The sequence below is a fragment of the Marinobacter sp. genome (assembly GCF_039977835.1).
Classification (GTDB): Bacteria; Pseudomonadota; Gammaproteobacteria; order Pseudomonadales; family Oleiphilaceae; genus Marinobacter.
Genome location: NZ_JBDWCL010000036.1, coordinates 176,071 through 195,072 on the forward strand (window position 1 = coordinate 176,071; position 19,002 = coordinate 195,072).

A 19,002-nucleotide genomic window follows, 5' to 3' on the forward strand; every position below is an offset into this window, starting at 1 on the left:
AAAGTACCTAACAGGTACGTTTTATCAGTCTAAACCGATCATCTCTGACATTGAAAGTGTCACTTACAACCGATCACCGGGATGACGATCTTGCCAGAGTGAACGCGTAGATTTCCCGCATGTCCCGGGCAAACTGCTCCACCGAATAATCAGCGGCAAACTCCAGGGCATGGTCGGCCAGCTCCTTGCGCAGTGCCTCATCTTCCAGCAGTTGCTGCACATGTTCACACCACTGGTCCTGCTTCTCCGGCGTCTTGAAGCCGTTGAAGCCATGGCGCACGACATCGTCAATGCCGCTGGAGCGCACCGCAACCACCGGCAGCCCGGCCGCCATGGCTTCCAGAATCACCATGCCCTGGGTTTCGGATTTAGAGGCAAACAGGAAGGCATCGCCCAGGTGGTACCAGGTGGCCATGTCAGCCGGGGGTATGGAGCCAACCAGTGTAAAATGTTCCTGCAATCCGAGTTCGGTGATGCGCTGCTGGAGCCGCTCATGCTGGTGGCCCTCGCCAATCATCAGGAAGCGGAAAGCGCGATCCGAGCGCCGGCGCAGTTCATCAATGGCATCGATCATGAAATCAATGTTCTTCTCATTGGACAGCCGTGAAACGCTGACGAACACGGTTTCATCGCCGATGTTCAGTGAGTCCCGCAGCTTGCGGACATCTTCGTCATCAACTTCCTGAAACCGCTGGTACTCGATGCCGGTCGGCTGGACAAACACCGGGCTCTTGACACCAATCATCCGCAGGTACTCTTCGGTGGAGTACGTGGGTACAACAACGCCATCGCATTTGTTGGCGAAGCGTTTGACCAGCTCGTGCGAAATCAGGTTGCGGAACAGATTGCCCGGCAGCGGCACAAAGTGTGCGTAGTGCTCCAGGCGGGTGTGGTAGGTATACACCGCGGGCACTTTGAGGCGGCGGGCGATGAACAAGCCCAGCGACCCAAGCCAGATGGGGTGGTGCAGGTGGATGATATCAGGCTTGAAGGCCCGGAGTTGCCGCCGGATTCGCGCCAGGAAAATATTGGCCAGCCGGAATTCGCGGTCCTCTCCCATGGACAGCAGGGAGGGAACACGAACCACGTTGGTTTCGTGCGGGGGCTGGTCCCGATACCGCGGGCATACAATCAGAATGGCGTCGCCCAGGCTCTCCAGCCCTTTGCGTAAACGCTCGATGGAGATGGGAACGCCGCCAATGAAGGGCAGGTAGTTGTTGGTGAACATGGCCACCCGTAGTGGCCGGGACAGCCACGGCTCGGGGTCAAGGTCGTAGTCCGGATAGTAGTCTTTCTCTACAAAGATGGCGGTGTAGAGCTTGATACTGATGAGTACGAACAGGGCCACCAGCAGGATGAAATTCACATAGCCTACATAGAACAGCGAGTAAATAAAGAACCAGAGCGATTCCAGCGTGCTCAGCACCGGATGCTGCCCCACCTTCAGCCGCTCCAGGGAATGGCTGATTTGCCCGTCTTCGCTCACATTTACTCGTACATAGTGGTAGAAGCTGGTGTCATCGTTGAGCACCAGCCCGCCGGCACCGCCGGTGGTAATGAAGCGGGTATCACCCTGAACCTGGTCGGCATAGAGGGAGAGGTTGGCGGAGAACACCATGTCCACGTCATGCCTGGCGATGACGTCAAGCAGAGCCTGGCGGAACTCCGGCGGCTCCAGGAAATCATCCTCCTGCTCGAAGGGCGCTTCGTGGTCTGGTTCCAGTAGTGGGTGGCCGACGAACAGAAAACGCAATCTGTTGGGCTCCTGGTTCAACAGGTCGTTCAGCCAGCGGATCTGCCATTGCCAGGGTGTTTTGCCGGTACTGTCGAGGAAGATTAGCCGGGCACCCCCTGCCATTACACTGAAGAAGTGGGGGCCGAAATGGTCGTAAAACCGGTAACTGCCGAAGTTCTCGTACTCGTTTTCGCCAAAGGTGAGCAGGTAGGGTATGTCCAGGTGGGACAGGGTGCCCTGGATGGCCCGGTACTTGTCCTCTCCGCCCCCGCTGACAGCATTTCCGGCGGACACGACAAAGTCCAGTCCGGCCTGGTTGAGCACTGGAATCATGCGCTCTTCAAACACGCCAATGGAATTATTGATATTGCCCACAACCGCAAAACTGAAACCCTCGGCATCAGTCAGATTGTCACTGATGCGCGCAACCTGTTCCGTATGCAGAGCTTTGAAATCCGGTTCGAAATAGTTCAGGTAGCCTTTGTACCCTACCAGCATCACCGCGATGGTCAGGGTGAAGTAGAACAGGATTTTTAGCGGATGACGTCGTGTCATTTGGCTTCCTTTCGGTTTCTCACCAGTTCCCGCTGGAGAATCACCAGCCCCGCCAGCATGCCCAGGTAAATGGTGATAAAGCGCCAACTGACCGTCACCAGTACAAGGTGATTGGCCGAGAGTATGTCGCGGAAGAATGTGCCGAACACGCCTTCCGAGATGCCGGATGCACCGGGTGTTGGTGAAAAATACATCACAAAGGTGGTCACCACCAGCAAACCGGTGCTCACGATGTAGTCTACCTCGTAATCCAGTACCGATATCAGTAGCGCGGGAAAACTGAACAGGCTGAGCAGGAATACGAAGGTGAATATCACTGAAAGGGCCACAAAATGTTTCGGGCCTTTGATGTAATCACCAAAACTGTGGGAGAAACGAAACATTTCCCGCTTGGCTTTGAAATGCCAGCGGCGATGGCGGCGCTCGCCGATTAGGTGGAAGTGGTGAAGCAGATCCAGCAGCCGCCCAAGAGGGGCAATCAGCCAGCGGGTACGGAACAGTAGCACTATGAAAAAGCCGAGATAGAGGAGAATCAGCACCGCCAGTGCTGGCCCCAGTTCGCCAACCAGAGGCTGGTTGTCCAGTGCGTTGAGGGACAGCAGGAAAACCGGCGTAAGGGAAAAGATAAAAATCACCGCAATCACAGTGCGGATCGTTGTTGCTGCCGTGGCCCGGCCCACGGGCACTCCATGGTGTTGCAGGTACCAGATCTGCGCAAAGCCACCCCCGGTGGCCATGGGCGTGACATTGGAAAAAAACAGATTGATGAACACCAGCCGGAAAATAACCGGGAAAGGTAGGCGGTGCCCCAGTGCCCGCAGAGTGTAATGCAGCCGCAGGCCGTCGGCGGCAAAGTAAACAATCAGTAGCGCAATAATGGAAACGAGCGCCCGGGGCGAGATCAGCCGTTCATCAAAAGAGACGCTGCGGCCGGCAAACTGGTCGTAAACCGCATACAACCCGGCTGCCGTCATGGCAATGAACAGCAGGCTGAAAGCGGTCAGCCTGCGCCAGGACGTGCGCTGCTGGTAATCTTGATCCGGGTTAGTGGTCATGGGGTGCCCGCCGTTAGGAGACGGGCAGTTTACTGTTGATGGCGGGGTGCTTGTCCAGTGTCTTGCTAGTGGCCATACACCATCATGGTGGTGTTCTTGATGGCGAAATCGGTGAACTGCACCGAGCCGATGCTGGTGCCGCCTACCTTGAACACTGGCATATCGATGTCCGCACGGAAGTCCACATCATGGATGGACAGCCCTTCCTTGCCGGAAACGGCGCTGGTGCCCCGGGAGAGCTTCGCGGTAGCACTGGCCATGCCGAAGTGGCCCAGGGTGTCGTCGCCACGGCGGTTATGGATCTGCAGTCCCTCTATGCCCACAGCGGCAAAATTGAACAGCAGGATCACGTCGGCCGCGTCCCAGTCCAGGCTGCCGTCCGTGATCTCGAAGTGAGTATCGAGCTGCAGTTCCGACCCGGATACTTCGTTGCCATTGGCCAGTGTGCGGGTATTGGTGCCCTGGTTGCGGATCACAAGATCAGTGGGGCCGATGTAGCCCTGCAGCATAACGTTGGAGAACAGGCTGGCGGTGCCAGCGGAACCGGTGGCTTCAACGCTGTCCACTGCCAGCTCAAAGTCCACCGCCCTCAGGTAGTCGTCCAGGCTGGTTGGGTCGCCGTAGTCCGTGGCACCCAGGTGAATGACCAGGTCGCCACTGTCGAACTGCTTTCCGTAACCGCCACCTACGGCATAGCGCGCAAGGGCGTCGGCAACGTCCGGGTTGGACGTATCCAGCAAGCCGGCGTTGGCACGGCGGGCTATCTCGGAAAACCCGTGAGTCAGCACTTCATCCTGGCCGGCAATGTCCAGGGTGATCTTGAGGTTATCCAGCACGGTATCATTGTGGCCAGACAGCCGGATGCCGTCCACGTTCAGTGAGCCTTCGTCCGTCCAGCTCAGTCGGTCCATCTCGACTTTGGTTTCCATCTCGATGGTGACACCGGTCTGGCCGGTGACTTCACCCAGGGTGCTGTCATCCAGCGGCCGGAAATCTGCCATTACAGGCAGTGACAGGCTGGCGGCCAGGCTGAGTGTGAAGTACCCGCGCAGGGCAGGTGTGATTTGTTTCAGGCGCGTACGGGCGTTTCGACGTGTCATTTTGGCCCCGATCGTTGTTGTCATGCCGGTTTGAGACCGGTCTCAATACGTTATTGAGCCGCAGGGGACAGCCTGACCAGTGCAGCGGAATAATTGGTTCGTTACAGACTGTTACGATAGGCGGGATATGCCAGAGAGTCTGTGACTCAACGCACAGACTCAGTCAGGCCGAAGGGGCCAACGCCTGCTGGATCAGTTCTTTCTGGTGGGCGCCAAACTCAGCAACCAGCCCCTCGGATTCATCGGCATCCCGCTCCAGAATCGCTCTGGTCAGGCGGGTAAAGAACAGCCCCGTGCGGTCCAGGTCCTGCCGATAACGGTCCGCACTCAGATAATACGCCCGGCTGACCGCCGGCTTGAAGTTGGTCAGCGCTTCGGTGAGGTAGGGGTTGCCCACCACCCAGCAGCATACATCCATCACCTCGAAACTGGCTTCCACAACGGCGGTGATATTCGCCTCCTTTGTCTGCATCTGCCAGGTGACATTCTCCACCGCCGCCAATAATGACGCCTTGTCACTCTCCCGCCAACGCTCACACAACCGCCGTGCCAGCATAATCAGCAGGTGCATGTACACATCATAAAGCTCAGCCGCATGTACCGCGTCCAGCCTGGTGGCGGAGGCGCCCTTGCGCGGGGTGATCTCGATCAGATGCCAGCGCTCCAGGGTGTACAGCGCCTCCTTCACCGAGGCCCGGCTCACCTTCAGTTCGTTGGCCGTGGTGGCCTCCTGCAGGCGCTCCCCGGGCCGGATCTGGCCGGTCATGATGCGCTCGGCCAGATAGTTGGCGATCTGCTCGGCAAGGGTGTTGGGGACCTGGAAGTCCATTGGTTAATGCCTGTTACTGAGGGATTAAAAGCATGATTGCACTGGGAAATGACACATGGATTTTAACCCTAATTACGGAAAGAATCAGCAGTCGGCAATAGGCGGAATTCCGCTTACCACCATCCGGGTAATCGGCGGATTTCCGCTTATCCCTTCTTCCAATGGCGCTACAGCCCGCTTTATACGCACCTCTTGGGATTGGCACATAAGCTGCTATCCTCTGAATACGGCTTCGGGAAAGATATCTCCCGGTGTTATTCAAAATAAAAACGAGGTCAACAACATGCGTAAGTTATTCCTTGCACTGGGCGCATCCGCGCTGATTGGTGTTTCTCCCGCCCAGGCGGATACCAATCTCTCCATTGCCACCGGCGGTACCGGTGGTACCTATTACCCCCTCGGCGGTGGGCTTGCCGAGCTGATCAGTAACCACATTGAGGGCCACAGCGCCGTGGCTGAAGTCACCGGCGCCTCGGTAGAAAACATGGGGCTGATCCACCGCCAGGATTCCGACCTGGCCATCGCGCTGGCGGATACTGTGCACCAGGCCTATAACGGCGGTGACCGTTTCAATGGCAACAAGCTGGACGTGCTGGCGATTGCCTCGCTCTATCCGAATGCGGTTCAGATTGTGACGCTGGCAGATTCGGGAATAACCTCATTGGCCGACCTCGCCGGTAAAACGGTGTCGGTCGGTGCGCCCGGTAGCGGTACCGAAGTCAACGCCAGATCACTACTGGAGGCAAATGGCGTGAGCTTCGACGACTTTGACGTTCGCAACCTGAATTTCAACGAATCCGCCGATGCCCTGCGTGATGGCGACATCGATGCTGGCTTCTGGAGCGTGGGCCCGCCAACGAGCTCCATCGTCAGCCTGGCGACCACCCGCGATATCTCGCTGATCTCCCTCTCCGAGGAGGAAGTCGCCAACGCCAGAGCCGAAGAACCTGTGTTTGCGCCATACGAGTTACGTGCCGGTGCTTATGAGGGTGTGGATACCGCCATTTCAACGATTGGTATTCCGAATGTCCTCGCGGTGAACAGCGCCATGTCGGATGAACTGGCCTATCAGATCACCAAGCTGCTGTTCGAGAAAGTGGAGGATCTGCGTGCGATTCACCCGGCCGCCGACGACACCACGGTGGAATTCAGCCTTGAATCCACGCCTATCCCGCTCCATCCGGGTGCCATTCGCTATTACGAGGAAGTCGGCGCAACCGTGCCGGACAAACTGCGCGAGTAACCGGGAACTCACCGCCATGATCTTTCGGCGCATGGGTTCCCTGGCGGGGTGTCTGTCGCGATCACTGCCATGGGTGTTGTTGCCCATGGCAGTCAACGCTCAAAGCAACCCGCCATGGCAGTTGTCCGTCTCGGATTCCAACCAGACCGCTCTGGTTGAGATCACTCTGCCCGAGGCGGGGCGCTGGTGTCTGGTCTGGAACCATTCAGTCCAGGGCTTCCCGGTTACGGACTGCTTCCGGATGAAGAAAGGCCAGTTGATGCTGGACAGCAGTCACACCCCAGACTTCGCCGCCGGCCTGGGCTACACCAGCGGGCGTGGAACACTGAAGTCTGATGACAAGCACGGCTACCGCATTGTCGATATGCAGGTGCCCTTACCCAACAATCACCTCTGGCTGCGCGTTGGTGACCCCTCGGTGAATCACCGCATCAAGGTGGGTTCGCGGGTGGTGAGTCTCAGCCGTCTGGCCGCAGACACACTCGTCGAGATTCGAGTGCAGCCCACAGGCGATACAGGAAAACAGCTTCAATGAGTCAAGAAACGGCCATCTTCCTGAAAACCAATGGCGATTGGCAGCCGACCAGAATAAGCGGGCCCCGGCCCTTACTCTGGCTAATTGCCCTGGTGGGTATCGGCCTGTCGCTTTTTCAGCTCTACAGCGCGGGCATTCAGCCGCTTGGGCTGTTCTATCAGCGGGGCATCCACCTGGCGTTGATTTTGATGCTGTGTTTCCTGCTGTTCGGGCCGCGCCCGGGCAAGCCCCGTGGCCCGATTACGGCATTGATCGACACTGCGCTGTTGATTGCCTCCGCCGCCTCGGGGTTCTATCTGGTCTGGTTCCTGGATGAGATTACCGGCCGGGCGGGGTTCTGGAACCAGACCGATATCATCATGGCCTGGGTGTGCACCATTACCCTGCTGGAGGCCAGTCGCCGCGCAGTAGGTACCGGTCTCACTGTGATTGGTCTGGTGGCCATCCTCTATGCCATGAGTGGCCAGCGCGGGTCACTGTCGTGGCTTGGGGAGTGGTTGCCAGGCATCCTCAGCCATCGAGGCTATTCGCTGGATCGTATCGGTGCGCAGTTATACCTGGGGCAGGAAGGCATTCTCGGCCTGCCGCTTGGTGTGGCGGCAACGTTCGTTTTTATCTTCGTGCTGTTCGGCGCCATGCTGGAAGTCACCGGCGCGGGCCGATTCTTTATCGATCTGGCCTTTGCCGCGACCGGTCGCCAGCGGGGTGGCCCCGCCAAGGCCGCGGTACTGGCATCGGCCAGTATGGGCTCTATTTCCGGCAGTTCCATCGCCAACGTGGTCACCACGGGCGCGTTTACCATCCCGCTGATGAAAAAGCTGGGCTTCCGGCCCGCCCAGGCCGGTGGTATCGAAGCTGCCGCCAGCACGGGTGGGCAGATAATGCCCCCGCTGATGGGTGCAGGTGCCTTCCTGATTGCTGAATACACCCGGGTGCCGTATCTGGAAATCGTCAAGGTCAGCGTGTTTCCGGCGCTGCTTTACTTCGCCACGGTATACCTGCTGGTCCATATCTGCGCAGTGAAGCAGGGCATGAAGGGTCTGCCCGCCAGCGATCTTCCCCAGGTCAAGGATGTCATGGCCTCCGGCTGGTACTTCCTGTTGCCGATCATCATGTTGGTGTACCTGCTGGTGCTGGGTATCTCTCCCATGCGCGTGGGGTTCTATGCCGTGGTTGGCATTATAGGCATTGCCGGGCTGAATGGCCTGTACGTTGCCTATAAGCAGGGCAGGGCAGAGAACCAGCTGGCAAAGGCCTTGAAACATGCGCTCCGGGAGGGTGTTATAAAGCTTCTGCAGGGCCTGGAGTTGGGCGCACGCAACGCGGTTCCCGTCAGTATCGCCTGTGCCGTTGCCGGCATCGTGGTTGCCGTCGTCGGGCTGACCGGGCTGGGCCTGAAATTCTCTTCGATGATGATTGCCTTTTCCGATGGCAACATCCTGCTGGCGCTGTTACTGGTCGTCATCGCAAGCCTGATCCTGGGCCTGGGGCTGCCGGTTACCGCAAGCTACATCGTGTTGATCGTGCTCGTGGGGCCGGCATTGACCAATGAGTTCGGCATTCCGCTGTTGGTGGCCCACCTGCTGGTGTTCTGGTACTCCCAGGACTCCAACGTCACGCCTCCCGTGGCGCTGGCGGCGTTCGCGGGGGCGGCGATTGCCGGCAGTAAAACCATGGAGACCAGCGTTCAGGCCTGGAAGTTTGCCAAGGGCCTGTACCTCATTCCCCTATTCATGGTGTTCAACCCTGTGATCATAGAGGGCGGCCCGCTGCACCTGGTCCTCTGGAACGGATTCATTGCCATGCTCGCCCTGGCGGCCTTTGCGGCGGCGCTGGAAGGTTTCCTGTTCACCTACATGAAAGTGTGGATGCGAATCGTATTAAGCGGCGCGGTTGTAGCGATTTTCTATCCCGACTTTTACGTGGAGGTGGCGGGTGTTGTGACAATGCTGGTGTTGCTGTCTATCAACTTTACGCAACGTCACCGGGGCCCGAGTGGCTATAACGCTACCCAAACCTCTTCGGCCTAGATGATGCCTTCAGGTAAGCAGCCGTTCCGCCGACGTTATCCGTCTTTTCGGTCTTTGCCGTTCTGGCTGTTTGTCGGATTGTTTTCGCTGGTTCTGGCGCTTTTTCTCACGCATCCATGGCTGATGCGTTATGAAATCAGCCAGGCCAGAGCGGACTCGCTGCAACGTCTGGGCGCCTATAAAACCTCACTCCTGGCCACCATCGACCGCCACCTGTATCTGCCCCGGGTGCTGGCATCCGACCCCCGCATCGTCAATAGCCTGGGTGCCCTTGAGGATGGCGAGGCACCGTCGCCTGACGGTGTCCCGACTTCAGGGCTACTGGAACAGATCAATCGCAAAGCGGGGTCAGATGAAATCTTCCTGATGGCCCCGGATGGCACAACCCACTATTCCAGCAACTACGCCACGGAAGACAGCTTTGTGGGTATGAACTACGGCTACCGCCCGTACTTTCGGGATGCGTTGGGTGGCGTTCCCGGCTTCTATTTTGCCGTCGGGGCAACGTCGGGCATTCCGGGGCTGTTCCTGTCGGCTCCGGTCTATTCCGGCGACGATACAACGCTGGGCGTTATCGTGGTCAAGATAGACCTGCGAAAACTGGAACAGAGCTGGAAGGCCTCCGGTGACGCAGTATGGGTCACCGACAAGCGAGGTATCATATTCCTGGCGTCCAGTGCCCAATGGCATTACTCCACGTTGCAGCCGCTCTCGGACAAGGTGAAGTCCGAACTGACTGAAACCCGGCAATACGGCAATGGCCCTGTCACACCCCTGGAGCGGGTCACAGAATGGCAGTCGGACAACTGGTCCACATTAAACCTGAATGCCGACGGGTCGCAGTTGGTGTTCGGGTCGGCCATACCGGGCTACCCCTGGCAGATGCACCACCGGGTGCCACTGGCCGAGGTGAGAACCCAGGTGCAGTGGAAGCAGAGCATGTCTGTGCTGCTCTACGCGGGCCTTGCCGTTGGTAGCCTGTTCTACCGTGAGCGCCGCCGCCGCACCCATGCGCAGAATGCACTGACGCGCCTGACCGCTGAGCGTGAATCACACCAGCGCGCCATCATCCAGAATACCGATGTGGGCCTGCTCAACCTGGACGACAGCTTCAAGCCTCTGTTTCTGAACGAACGCGCCCGCAACCTGTTCAGGCTGGGTGATGACGATATCTTTCGCGACCCCTCCGAGCTGATTCAGCCCTGGCGCCCGGGAGAAGCTGGCAATGGCTCCTTGCGGGCCGAGGGTATCAGTTCCGATGGCAACCGCTTTCCGGTGCTGTATACCCTGAACCCCATTCGCGTGGGTGAGCGCAACGAGTTCATCCTCACAGTTCAGGACGTAACGGAATTAACGGTGGCCCAACAGGCGCTCCAGGAGGCCAATAAAGCCCTGGAACGCCGGGTTCAGGAACGGACGCGGGATCTGGAAGAGGCGCAGGCCGAGCTGGCACAGAACCAGAAACTGGCGGCACTGGGCCGGATGTCGGCGGCCATCGCCCATGAAATAAACCAGCCGCTTACCGCGTTGTCGAATTTTGTTGCCAGTAGCCAGGTGCTGTTGGCCCGCAACAAGACCGAAGCGGTTAACGAGAATTTCCTCAAGATAGAGGGCCTGGTGGCGCGCCTCTCGAAGCTTTCACGCCAGCTCAGGATATTCTCCGGCAAACGCAACACGGGCAGCGCCTTTGTCTCACTTAAGGCACCCGTCGACTATGCTCTGGAGTTAGTGGGTTCCAGGCTTGAAAACGAACAGGTTGAATGTCGCCTTTCAGTGCCGCGCGACTATCAGGTGCGGGCCAATGCAATGGTTCTTGAGCAAATCGTTGTTAACCTGCTGACCAATGCCGTGGACGCGCTGGCGGGCCGGGCCGATGCCTGTATCGATATTCGTCTGACCGGGCCGGAGGCGTCCCCCGGGAAAGTCTCGCTGAGCATTGAAGACAACGGGCCGGGAATGACCGATGAGCAGTTGAGCCACGCTTTCGAGCCATTTTTCACCACAAAACCGATGGGAAAGGGGCTTGGGCTGGGGTTGGCGATCAGCTACAGCCTTGCCTGTGACATAGGGGCGGAATTGACGGTTAGCAGTCGGCCAGGCAAAGGCACCTGTTTCTCCCTGATCCTGCCAATCGCCAGTGCCGAACCAAGGGAGGATAATTCATGAAAGACATAACCCACGCCGTGGTGATCGATGATGAACCCACCGTGCTGGAGTCGCTGGAACAGCTGCTGACCCTGGTGGACATTGAAGCCACCACCTTCTGTGATGCCCGTGATGCATTGCCGATGCTCACCAGCGACTTCCGCGGCGTGGTTGTCAGCGATATCCGCATGCCCGGTATGGATGGCATGAGCCTGCTGCAGGCGATTGACCCGGACATTCCGGTGATATTGATTACCGGCCATGGCGGGATTGCCCAGGCCGTGGAAGCCATGAAGCTGGGCGCCTACGATTTTATCGAGAAACCCTACAAACAGGACCGTCTGGTTGAACTCATCAAACGCGCATGCCAGCAACGGCAGGTCACCCTTGCTACCCAGCCCCAGCATGCGACCGCCCGGGAAGGAGAGTGGCTGGCTTCAGTGATCATTGGTGAGTCAGTGCCTGCGCAAACCCTCCGGCAGCAGGTACAGGCGTTGGCCAGGGTCAATGCCGATGTGGTTATTTCCGGGGAAACCGGCACTGGCAAGGAGCTGGTCGCCCGAAGCCTTCACGCCCTGAGTATCCGCAAAGACCAGCCGTTTATAGCCATCAATGTGGGGGCGATACCCGAAAGCCTGTTGGAAAGCGAATTGTTCGGCCACGAAGCGGGCGCGTTCACCGGCGCCCAGAAACGCCGCATTGGCTATTTCGAAGCCGCCCACGAGGGCACCCTGTTTCTCGACGAAATCGAAAGCATGCCGATGTCGTTCCAGATCAAGTTGCTGAGGGTGTTGCAGGAAAGGGAAGTGGTACGGGTTGGCTCCCATGCGCCCATCCCCATCAACGTCAGGATTATTTCAGCAACCAAGCAAGACCTGAGAGAGGCTTCCAGGGAGGGGTATTTCCGGGAAGACCTGTATTACCGCCTGATGGTCGCCGACATTTACCTGCCAGCCCTGCGTGACCGTATCGACGATGTACCCGCCCTGTTCGGCCATTTCCTGCGGGAAGCGGGCAGGAAGAACCAGTTGGAGGTGCCGGCACTGAACTACGAGGACGTACTGGCACTGGAACTTCACCATTGGCCGGGCAATGTCCGCGAGCTCAAGCATACCGCCGAACGCTACCTGCTGACCCGCAACTTCAATGGCATTTCGGTATCCGACCTGCTGCAACTTGGCCAGAGCAACCGCTCAGCGGTCTTTTCGGGAGAGGGGTCCCTCAGCGACCGCCTGGAACAGGTGGAAAAGGCCCTGATCAGCGCCGAGTTAAGTCACCACAAGGGTAATATCAAAATGGTGATGGAGGTGCTGGACCTGCCTCGCCGAACACTGAACGAAAAGATGCAGAAATACGGCCTGAAGCGCGAAACATTTTTAGCAGGCCAGGTAGAGAAAGGTCATCAGGGGCCGTAAACGCTGACATTGATCAAAAAATATCACCCATTGCTTGACGACTGTAATATTGTAGGACAATAATGCAGTCAACAAGAAGCGATCGTCAGATCCAATGCAACAGCCAATGAGGTGAGATCCGTGAGTACCAAACCTTTAACCCTGGGCACTGAATCCGCACGCCGGAAGGTGCTGCTGACACTCAAGAAATACAGCTACCTGATTGCCATGCTGCCCCTGGCTCTGCCACCGTTACTGCTATCAGCCGGGCAGGCCACCGGCTGGGTGAACCTGTTCGCCTGGGGCGTTCCCGTGGTGGTGTTCGGCATCATCCCCATCCTCGATCTGCTGCTGGGCAAAGACGCTCTTAACCCGGAGGAGGAAGTGGACACCCCCCGCATGAACACCGAGGTGTTCTACAAGCTCATTACTCTGGGCTGGGTCGCCGCCTTCGCGGTACTGCTGGTATGGAGCATGTTCGTACTGGCCTCCGGCATGTTCAGCGTGGCCGGTGGTATCGGCTGGATCTTCTCCATCGGCATCGTGGGTGGCCTGGGCATCAACGTCGCCCACGAACTCATCCACAAAGACGGCAAACTCGAAACCTGGGCTGGCGGCTTCCTGCTGTCACTGGTTTGCTACGCGGGTTTCAAAGTCGAGCACCTGCGCGGCCACCACGTACACGTCTCCACCCCGGAAGACGCCTCATCCTCACGCTACAACCAGTCCCTCTATAACTTCCTGCCTCAGGCCTACGCGCGCAACTTCATGAACGCCTGGAAACTGGAAGCCAAACGCCTGCAGAAAAAAGGCCACAACGCCCTCAACTGGCGCAACGAACTGATCTGGTGGTACAGCATCTCCGCCCTGGCACTGGTGGCCTTCACCGTCGCCTTCGGCTGGCTTGGTGCCGTGTTCTTCCTGGGCCAGAGCTTCATCGCCCTGAACCTGCTGGAAATCGTCAACTATCTGGAACACTACGGCCTCCACCGCCGCAAGCTGGAAAACGGCCGCTACGAACGCACCGGCCCGGAACACAGCTGGAACTCCAACTACTTCCTCACCAACGTGTTCCTGTTCCACCTCCAGCGCCACAGCGACCACCACGCCTGGGCCAAACGCCGCTACCAGGTCCTCCGCCACCACGAGATAGCCCCCCAACTCCCGGCCGGTTATGCCGCCATGGTTGTTTTGGCAATGATCCCGCCACTGTGGAAGAAGGTGATGAACCCGAGGGTGGAAGCTTATTACGAAGGCGAAGAACACCAACTGGTATGACTACACTTCAGCCCTTGAAATCTCCCGGTAACGCACACAGGTATAATGGTTGAATCCTGAACGCATAAAAAGGGAGCCCCCCATGCCCAAGCACTTCGAACAAGCCCCAGGCCTGCACGAAGCACCAGTGCCCGAAACCGAAGGCTACGTCTTCAACCAGACCATGATGCGCATCAAAGACCCCGAGCGCTCCATGGACTTCTACACCCGGGTAATGGGCATGCGCCTTGTCAGAAAACTCGACTTCCCGGAAATGAAGTTCACGCTTTACTTCATGGCCTATCTTGACGACCGCCACGCCAACATGGTGCCTCACGACGACGGCCACCGCACCACCTACATCTTTGGCCGTGAAGCCATGCTGGAACTGACCCATAACTGGGGCACCGAGAACGACGATGATTTCGGCTACCACAACGGTAACGATGAACCCCAGGGCTTTGGCCACATCGGCGTTGCCGTACCGGATGTCTACAGCGCCTGCGACCGCCTTGAAAAGCTGGGCGTGGAGTTTGTCAAAAAGCCGGATGACGGCAAAATGAAAGGTCTTGCGTTTATCAAGGACCCGGATGGCTACTGGATCGAAATCCTGCAGCCAAACATGCTGGAAAAACAGCGCCGGGACGCAGAAGAGGCGTAAACCGGATCAGGCAGTGTCGGGGCGGTTCCCGGCACTGCTTTTAGAGGCAACGATGACTGCCGCGGTCAGAATTAGCGCGCCGGCGATACCGATCACGCCCAGTTGTTCCCCCAGCAATACCCAGGCAAGCAACGCCACGAACAAAGGCTCCAGGGTTACGATAATGCTGGACAGCGTTGCTGGTGTGGTCTTCATGCCACTGAAGAAGCTCACATACCCCAGGCAGGTCGGCACAATGCCAATGTAAGCGACCATCAGCCATTGCCCCGGCCCCAGGCTATCCAATCCCTCAAACCCGCCGCTGATGGCCACTACCGGCAGCAGGATCAGTGCAGCCGTAAAAAAACAGATAAACGCCGTGGTGAACACCGGCGTGCCCGTGGAGGTATGGCGGCTGGTGAGGGTGAAACCGGCGTACACAAAGGCCGCCAGAACCGCCACCAGAATTCCTCCCAGTCGCAACCTGCCAGCGCTGTCCATATCACTGATCACCAGCATGGCGGTGCCGGCAATCGCCGCGGCCAGGGCCAGAATGGTGACCAGCCCGGGTTTTTCCCCCAGCAGCGGTGCCGCCAGTATGGCAACCAGCACTGGTGCCAGACACAGGGCAATCAATGTGGCAATGCCGGCGCCGGTCAGATCCACGGCCAGCAGATAGCTGCCCTGGTACACGGCCTGGAACAGTCCCAGCGCAACGAGCGGCAGCAGTGCCTTGCGGGTAAACGTCGGTAAGGGGGTGGCGTTACGGGCCAGTGTTCGCTGTTCCCGGCGCATCAGCGCAAAGAAAAACGGCAGGGCCACCACCAGGCGCAGAAAGCCAAGGGTGACAGCCTGCAGTTCGGTGCCGGTAAACAGAAATTTTGCAACAATGCCCGTGGTCGCCCAGAGCAGGGCGGCCAGGGCGATCAGTAACGCGCCTCGGATCATTCAATAACCAGTACGATCAGTTCCTTGGGACCGTGGACACCGTAAGCAAGGGTTTGCTCGATATCGGCGGTTTTCGATGGTCCGGAGATTAACAGCGCATTGGTTGGCATGCCAGCGGCCCAGTTCTGGGATTGCATGGCCTGATGAAAGGTGGTGTAAAGCTCACTGGCTTTCAGCACCGCAATATGGATGGGCGGCACCAGGCTCATCAGCCGCGGTTCGTCCACGGTTGGCCACAGGATCAGTGAACCGGTTTCGGCAATGCCGCCACGGGTGGAGGTAATACCGGCATCCACTTCGCTGAACAGCGAACCCTGCCAGATTTCCACCGGCTCGTCGTAGATCAGTAGCTGCGGCAGGTCCTCACGGCCTTTCGTGGCGCTCTGCAGGGCTTTGCCGATCTCGTTTTCCTTCGCAATCAGCAGGGTCTGGGCGCCCCGGGTCTGCAGGACTTCAGCCAGCCGGTCAATCCAGCCGGCCTCGGTGGTGCGGTGCACTTCGCCATGAACCGATTCGATGGTGCGCTCGAACATGTCCAGTTTTTCGGCGGTGCTCCACTCAGGCCGGTCCAGCACTGAAAAATCACATTCGGGAGCTGTCAGTTCGCCGCCGGTTCGGTGGCGCAGGCGTTGCAGGATGGCATCACGGGAACTCACTGGCTGCGCTCCTTCATCCGTTCGTGCAGGGTTTTGGCGGCCAGTTTTGGAGCCGTGCGGTATTGCGTCCAGCCACCGAGCTTGCCCGGCTGCAGTTTACGGAAGCGGGCGCCCAGGCTGGTGCCCATCCGGTAGATGCCGGGGCGGGCATGCATCCAGCTCCAGCCTTTCCAGATCATGGCTTCCACGGTGCCGCGCTTGGCGCCGTGGCCGCGCACCCTGGCCGGGTGCAGTTTGTCACCGTCCACCGACTCCTGGCGCAGGCGCACCAGCAGGTCCGGTATGGGAATCTTCACCGGGCAGACTTCGCCACAGGCACCGCAAAGGCTGGACGCCGTGGGCAGGTGTCGCCCCTCATCCAGGCCCAACATGTGCGGCATCAGGATTTTCCCGATCGGGCCGGGATAAGTGGTTCCATAGGTATGGCCCCCCACGCGGGTATACACCGGGCAATGGTTCATGCAGGCCCCGCAACGGATACAGCGCAGGGTATCCAGCAGTTCATCGTCCTGGTAGATGGTGGAGCGGCCATTGTCCACCAGCACCACGTGCACCTCTTCCGGGCCGTCCAGCTCGTCGGCCTTGCGGGGGCCGGAAATCATATTGAAGTAGGTGGTAATGTGCTGGCCGGTGGCGGAGCGGGTCAGCAGCGCCAGCAGTGCGGTCACGTCTTCCAGGTTGGGCACCACCTTTTCAATGCCGGTGACCGCGATGTGGCAGGGCGGCACCGTGGTAGTCATGCGCCCGTTGCCCTCGTTCTCCACCAGGCAGAGGGTGCCGGTTTCCGCCACGGCGAAATTCACCCCGGATACACCCACATCTGCATTCATGAATTTTTCACGCAGCTGCAGACGGGCGTTGGCGGTCAGGTATTCCACATCGTGGGACAGGTCAGTGCCGGTCTTGTCGTGCAGCAGTTGGGAAATCTCTTCGGTGTTCTTGTGAATCGCCGGCATGATGATGTGAGACGGCGTTTCATCCGCAAGCTGAACGATGTATTCGCCCAGGTCCGACTCCAGGGCTTCAATACCCTGCGCCTCCAGGTAATGGTTAAGCTCCATTTCCTCGGACACCATGGACTTGCCCTTGATAACGCTCTTGGCTTTGCGTGCAACGCAGATATCTCGCACAATCTCGCAGGCCTCATCGCCATCGGCGGCCCAGTGCACGGTAATGCCGTTCTCGGTCAGTTTCTGTTCCAGCTGCTCCAGCAGGTCCGGCAGGTTGGCCAGCGCCCGCATGCGGATGTTGGCGCCCAGATCCCGCAGGGTTTCCAGTTCCCAGCCTTCGAAGGCCGACTTGCGCTTGCTCATCAGCCCGTCCATCGCCTTGCGGAAGTTCTGGCGAATCTGCGGGTTATGGATGGCCGCCCGGGCACGCGGGTGGAATTCTTTTACATCGATGTGATGGGATGAATGCTCTGCGGTTTCACTCATGATTGTTTGCCCCCATCGCCGTTGGTGCGTTCCCAGAGGAAACTCAGAATGTGCTGGCCGGTCACCGGCTTGTGGTTCTTCTCGGCGTAGCCGTCAATATTCATCAGGCAGCCGCAATCGGTGGTGACGAACTCTTTGGCACCGGTGTCCACCAGGGTGTCCACTTTTTCACTGACCATGGCGCCGGAAATCTCCGGGTGGCGTACCGCAAAGGTGCCACCAAAACCGCAGCATTCCTCGGCCCGTACCTGTTCTACCAGGTTGACGTTCTTCAGTTGCCCCAGCAGTTTCGGGCCCACCTCTGCCACGCCCATTTCCCGGCGGGCAGAACAGGACGTATGCATGGCCACGGTGGTGGGCTTGCCCAGGTCATCCAGCTTGATATGGCACACGTTCACCAGAAAATCGGTCAGCTCCCAGATGCGGCCGGCAATTTCCGCGGCTTTCACATCATCGGCGGTATCCTTGAACAGCGCGGGGTAGTGCTTGCGCATCATGCCGCCGCAGGATCCGGACGGCACCACAATCGGCCAGTCTTCCGGAAACAGCCCAAGCTGGGCTCTGGCAACGGCGCGGGCTTCGTCGTGGTAACCGGAGGTATAGGCAGGCTGCCCGCAACAGGTCTGGTCTTCAGGGTAGATCACCTCGACGCCTTCCCGCTCCAATAGCTGAATGCCAGCCATGCCTGCGTCCGGGTAGAACATATCCACCAGGCAGGTGCCATAGAAATAGACTTTGGAAGGTTTCGCCGGGTAAACCTTGATGGGATCAACCATAGTGCACCGCTCGAAGTTATTATTGTCTCTCCAGACCACAATAATAGGGCGGCATACCCAGTGTTACCAGACGACTTTAGGGGAAGGGACGGAATGGTGGGCAGCAGCACCAGGCCGCTGCCCGGCAGGCTTATTCGACAGTCAGGCGCTCGGCGTTCTTTGCAACTGTGCGCTCACCAATGCCTTTAACGTTGGTGAGGTCTTCACTGGACTGGAAAGGACCGTTGGCGTCGCGATAGGCCACGATGGCTTCGGCCTTGCTCTGCCCGATGCCGTTGAGGCTGGCCAGGGTTTCAATGTCTGCGGTGTTGATATTGATGGTGGCGGGCTCAGCATGGGCGAAACCGGCGAACAGGCTGAACAGAAGGACCATCATGGCCATCAAAGGGGTGCGTTTCATGTTTAACAGGCTCCTGAGAGTGAATTTACGTGTCTGATGATTCGTCAGGACGTAAAAGCGGCGGAGCTGATGGAGCAAGAAGAAGTAACGTTCGGGTGAGGGGGGGAGGAGTGCACGGACCAGAACACATTCCATGTGATCCTGAATCCGTGGCTGACCCCATGCCTGATCCTTCAGGCGTGCGCAGCATCCTTTGCGCGTCTTCCCTGTAAGTCGTCCCTGTAAGCCCTGATTCCCTGGGCAACTCCTGATCCGTGGAGTTATCTTC

16 protein-coding genes are annotated in these 19,002 nt (G+C 58.6%); 7 read left to right on the top strand and 9 right to left on the bottom strand.

Translation table 11 applies throughout. The annotated features are described in order from the left end of the window. Nucleotides 1-73 precede the first annotated feature (73 nt). The 4 genes from ABJM11_RS10370 to ABJM11_RS10385 form a co-directional block, all read right to left on the bottom strand. Entirely contained in the window at nucleotides 74-2,290 is a 2,217-nt protein-coding gene (locus ABJM11_RS10370) for a glycosyltransferase (protein ID WP_348295654.1), read from the bottom strand. After that, complete coding sequence (locus ABJM11_RS10375) at nucleotides 2,287-3,345, bottom strand: lysylphosphatidylglycerol synthase transmembrane domain-containing protein (RefSeq protein ID WP_348295655.1); 1,059 nt, start codon at nucleotides 3,343-3,345, stop codon at nucleotides 2,287-2,289. Before ABJM11_RS10375 ends, ABJM11_RS10370 begins: the two co-directional genes overlap by 4 nt. Before the next feature lie 65 nt (nucleotides 3,346-3,410). Beyond that, on the bottom strand, nucleotides 3,411-4,445 hold the full coding sequence (locus ABJM11_RS10380) for a DUF6160 family protein (RefSeq protein WP_348295656.1): 1,035 nt from the start codon (nucleotides 4,443-4,445) through the stop codon (nucleotides 3,411-3,413). 163 nt (nucleotides 4,446-4,608) lie between these two features. Then, nucleotides 4,609-5,274, bottom strand: a complete 666-nt coding sequence (locus tag ABJM11_RS10385) for a GntR family transcriptional regulator (protein WP_348295657.1) — start codon at nucleotides 5,272-5,274, stop codon at nucleotides 4,609-4,611. Between the two features lie 283 nt (nucleotides 5,275-5,557). Here ABJM11_RS10385 and ABJM11_RS10390 point away from each other — a divergent pair, with 283 nt between their 5' ends. The 7 genes from ABJM11_RS10390 to gloA all read left to right on the top strand — a co-directional run bounded on the left by ABJM11_RS10390 (nucleotide 5,558) and on the right by gloA (nucleotide 14,539). Beyond that, nucleotides 5,558-6,517, top strand: a complete 960-nt coding sequence (locus ABJM11_RS10390) for a TAXI family TRAP transporter solute-binding subunit (RefSeq protein WP_348295658.1) — start codon at nucleotides 5,558-5,560, stop codon at nucleotides 6,515-6,517. 16 nt (nucleotides 6,518-6,533) lie between these two features. Then, a complete protein-coding gene (locus tag ABJM11_RS10395) occupies nucleotides 6,534-7,052 on the top strand; it encodes a DUF1850 domain-containing protein (RefSeq protein WP_348295659.1) in 519 nt (172 codons plus the stop codon). Continuing rightward, nucleotides 7,049-9,082, top strand: coding sequence for a TRAP transporter fused permease subunit (locus tag ABJM11_RS10400; RefSeq protein WP_348295660.1), 2,034 nt, complete (start codon nucleotides 7,049-7,051; stop codon nucleotides 9,080-9,082). The genes ABJM11_RS10395 and ABJM11_RS10400 overlap by 4 nt, the downstream gene beginning before the upstream one ends. A 3-nt stretch (nucleotides 9,083-9,085) precedes the next feature. Beyond that, on the top strand, nucleotides 9,086-11,248 hold the full coding sequence (locus ABJM11_RS10405) for an ATP-binding protein (protein WP_348295661.1): 2,163 nt from the start codon (nucleotides 9,086-9,088) through the stop codon (nucleotides 11,246-11,248). Beyond that, entirely contained in the window at nucleotides 11,245-12,642 is a 1,398-nt protein-coding gene (locus ABJM11_RS10410) for a sigma-54 dependent transcriptional regulator (protein ID WP_348295662.1), read from the top strand. Before ABJM11_RS10405 ends, ABJM11_RS10410 begins: the two co-directional genes overlap by 4 nt. A 120-nt stretch (nucleotides 12,643-12,762) precedes the next feature. Continuing rightward, nucleotides 12,763-13,899, top strand: coding sequence for an alkane 1-monooxygenase (locus ABJM11_RS10415; RefSeq protein WP_348295663.1), 1,137 nt, complete (start codon nucleotides 12,763-12,765; stop codon nucleotides 13,897-13,899). A gap of 82 nt (nucleotides 13,900-13,981) precedes the next feature. Beyond that, nucleotides 13,982-14,539 carry a lactoylglutathione lyase gene (gene gloA / locus ABJM11_RS10420; RefSeq protein ID WP_348295664.1) on the top strand — a complete coding sequence of 186 codons (558 nt, stop codon included), beginning with the start codon at nucleotides 13,982-13,984 and terminating at the stop codon, nucleotides 14,537-14,539. Nucleotides 14,540-14,545: 6 nt separating this feature from the next. On the opposite strand, the gene ABJM11_RS10425 is transcribed toward gloA, so the two are convergent. The 5 genes from ABJM11_RS10425 to ABJM11_RS10445 form a co-directional block, all read right to left on the bottom strand. After that, nucleotides 14,546-15,466, bottom strand: coding sequence for an EamA family transporter (locus ABJM11_RS10425; RefSeq protein ID WP_348295665.1), 921 nt, complete (start codon nucleotides 15,464-15,466; stop codon nucleotides 14,546-14,548). Next, nucleotides 15,463-16,122 carry a lactate utilization protein gene (locus ABJM11_RS10430; protein ID WP_348295666.1) on the bottom strand — a complete coding sequence of 220 codons (660 nt, stop codon included), beginning with the start codon at nucleotides 16,120-16,122 and terminating at the stop codon, nucleotides 15,463-15,465. The genes ABJM11_RS10425 and ABJM11_RS10430 overlap by 4 nt, the downstream gene beginning before the upstream one ends. Beyond that, a complete protein-coding gene (locus tag ABJM11_RS10435; protein WP_348295667.1) occupies nucleotides 16,119-17,558 on the bottom strand; it encodes a LutB/LldF family L-lactate oxidation iron-sulfur protein in 1,440 nt (479 codons plus the stop codon). The genes ABJM11_RS10430 and ABJM11_RS10435 overlap by 4 nt, the downstream gene beginning before the upstream one ends. Next, a complete protein-coding gene (locus tag ABJM11_RS10440; protein WP_348295668.1) occupies nucleotides 17,555-18,334 on the bottom strand; it encodes a (Fe-S)-binding protein in 780 nt (259 codons plus the stop codon). The genes ABJM11_RS10435 and ABJM11_RS10440 overlap by 4 nt, the downstream gene beginning before the upstream one ends. Before the next feature lie 130 nt (nucleotides 18,335-18,464). Further along, complete coding sequence (locus ABJM11_RS10445; protein ID WP_348295669.1) at nucleotides 18,465-18,734, bottom strand: ComEA family DNA-binding protein; 270 nt, start codon at nucleotides 18,732-18,734, stop codon at nucleotides 18,465-18,467. Nucleotides 18,735-19,002: the final 268 nt, after the last annotated feature.

Coding starts and splice junctions, on each gene's coding strand:
- ABJM11_RS10370 (WP_348295654.1), bottom strand. CDS start 2,290: ATGACACGACGTCATCCGCTAAAAATCCTGTTCTACTTCACCCTGACC.
- ABJM11_RS10375 (WP_348295655.1), bottom strand. CDS start 3,345: ATGACCACTAACCCGGATCAAGATTACCAGCAGCGCACGTCCTGGCGC.
- ABJM11_RS10380 (WP_348295656.1), bottom strand. CDS start 4,445: ATGACACGTCGAAACGCCCGTACGCGCCTGAAACAAATCACACCTGCC.
- ABJM11_RS10385 (WP_348295657.1), bottom strand. CDS start 5,274: ATGGACTTCCAGGTCCCCAACACCCTTGCCGAGCAGATCGCCAACTAT.
- ABJM11_RS10390 (WP_348295658.1), top strand. CDS start 5,558: ATGCGTAAGTTATTCCTTGCACTGGGCGCATCCGCGCTGATTGGTGTT.
- ABJM11_RS10395 (WP_348295659.1), top strand. CDS start 6,534: ATGATCTTTCGGCGCATGGGTTCCCTGGCGGGGTGTCTGTCGCGATCA.
- ABJM11_RS10400 (WP_348295660.1), top strand. CDS start 7,049: ATGAGTCAAGAAACGGCCATCTTCCTGAAAACCAATGGCGATTGGCAG.
- ABJM11_RS10405 (WP_348295661.1), top strand. CDS start 9,086: ATGCCTTCAGGTAAGCAGCCGTTCCGCCGACGTTATCCGTCTTTTCGG.
- ABJM11_RS10410 (WP_348295662.1), top strand. CDS start 11,245: ATGAAAGACATAACCCACGCCGTGGTGATCGATGATGAACCCACCGTG.
- gloA (WP_348295664.1), top strand. CDS start 13,982: ATGCCCAAGCACTTCGAACAAGCCCCAGGCCTGCACGAAGCACCAGTG.
- ABJM11_RS10425 (WP_348295665.1), bottom strand. CDS start 15,466: ATGATCCGAGGCGCGTTACTGATCGCCCTGGCCGCCCTGCTCTGGGCG.
- ABJM11_RS10435 (WP_348295667.1), bottom strand. CDS start 17,558: ATGAGTGAAACCGCAGAGCATTCATCCCATCACATCGATGTAAAAGAA.
- ABJM11_RS10440 (WP_348295668.1), bottom strand. CDS start 18,334: ATGGTTGATCCCATCAAGGTTTACCCGGCGAAACCTTCCAAAGTCTAT.
- ABJM11_RS10445 (WP_348295669.1), bottom strand. CDS start 18,734: ATGAAACGCACCCCTTTGATGGCCATGATGGTCCTTCTGTTCAGCCTG.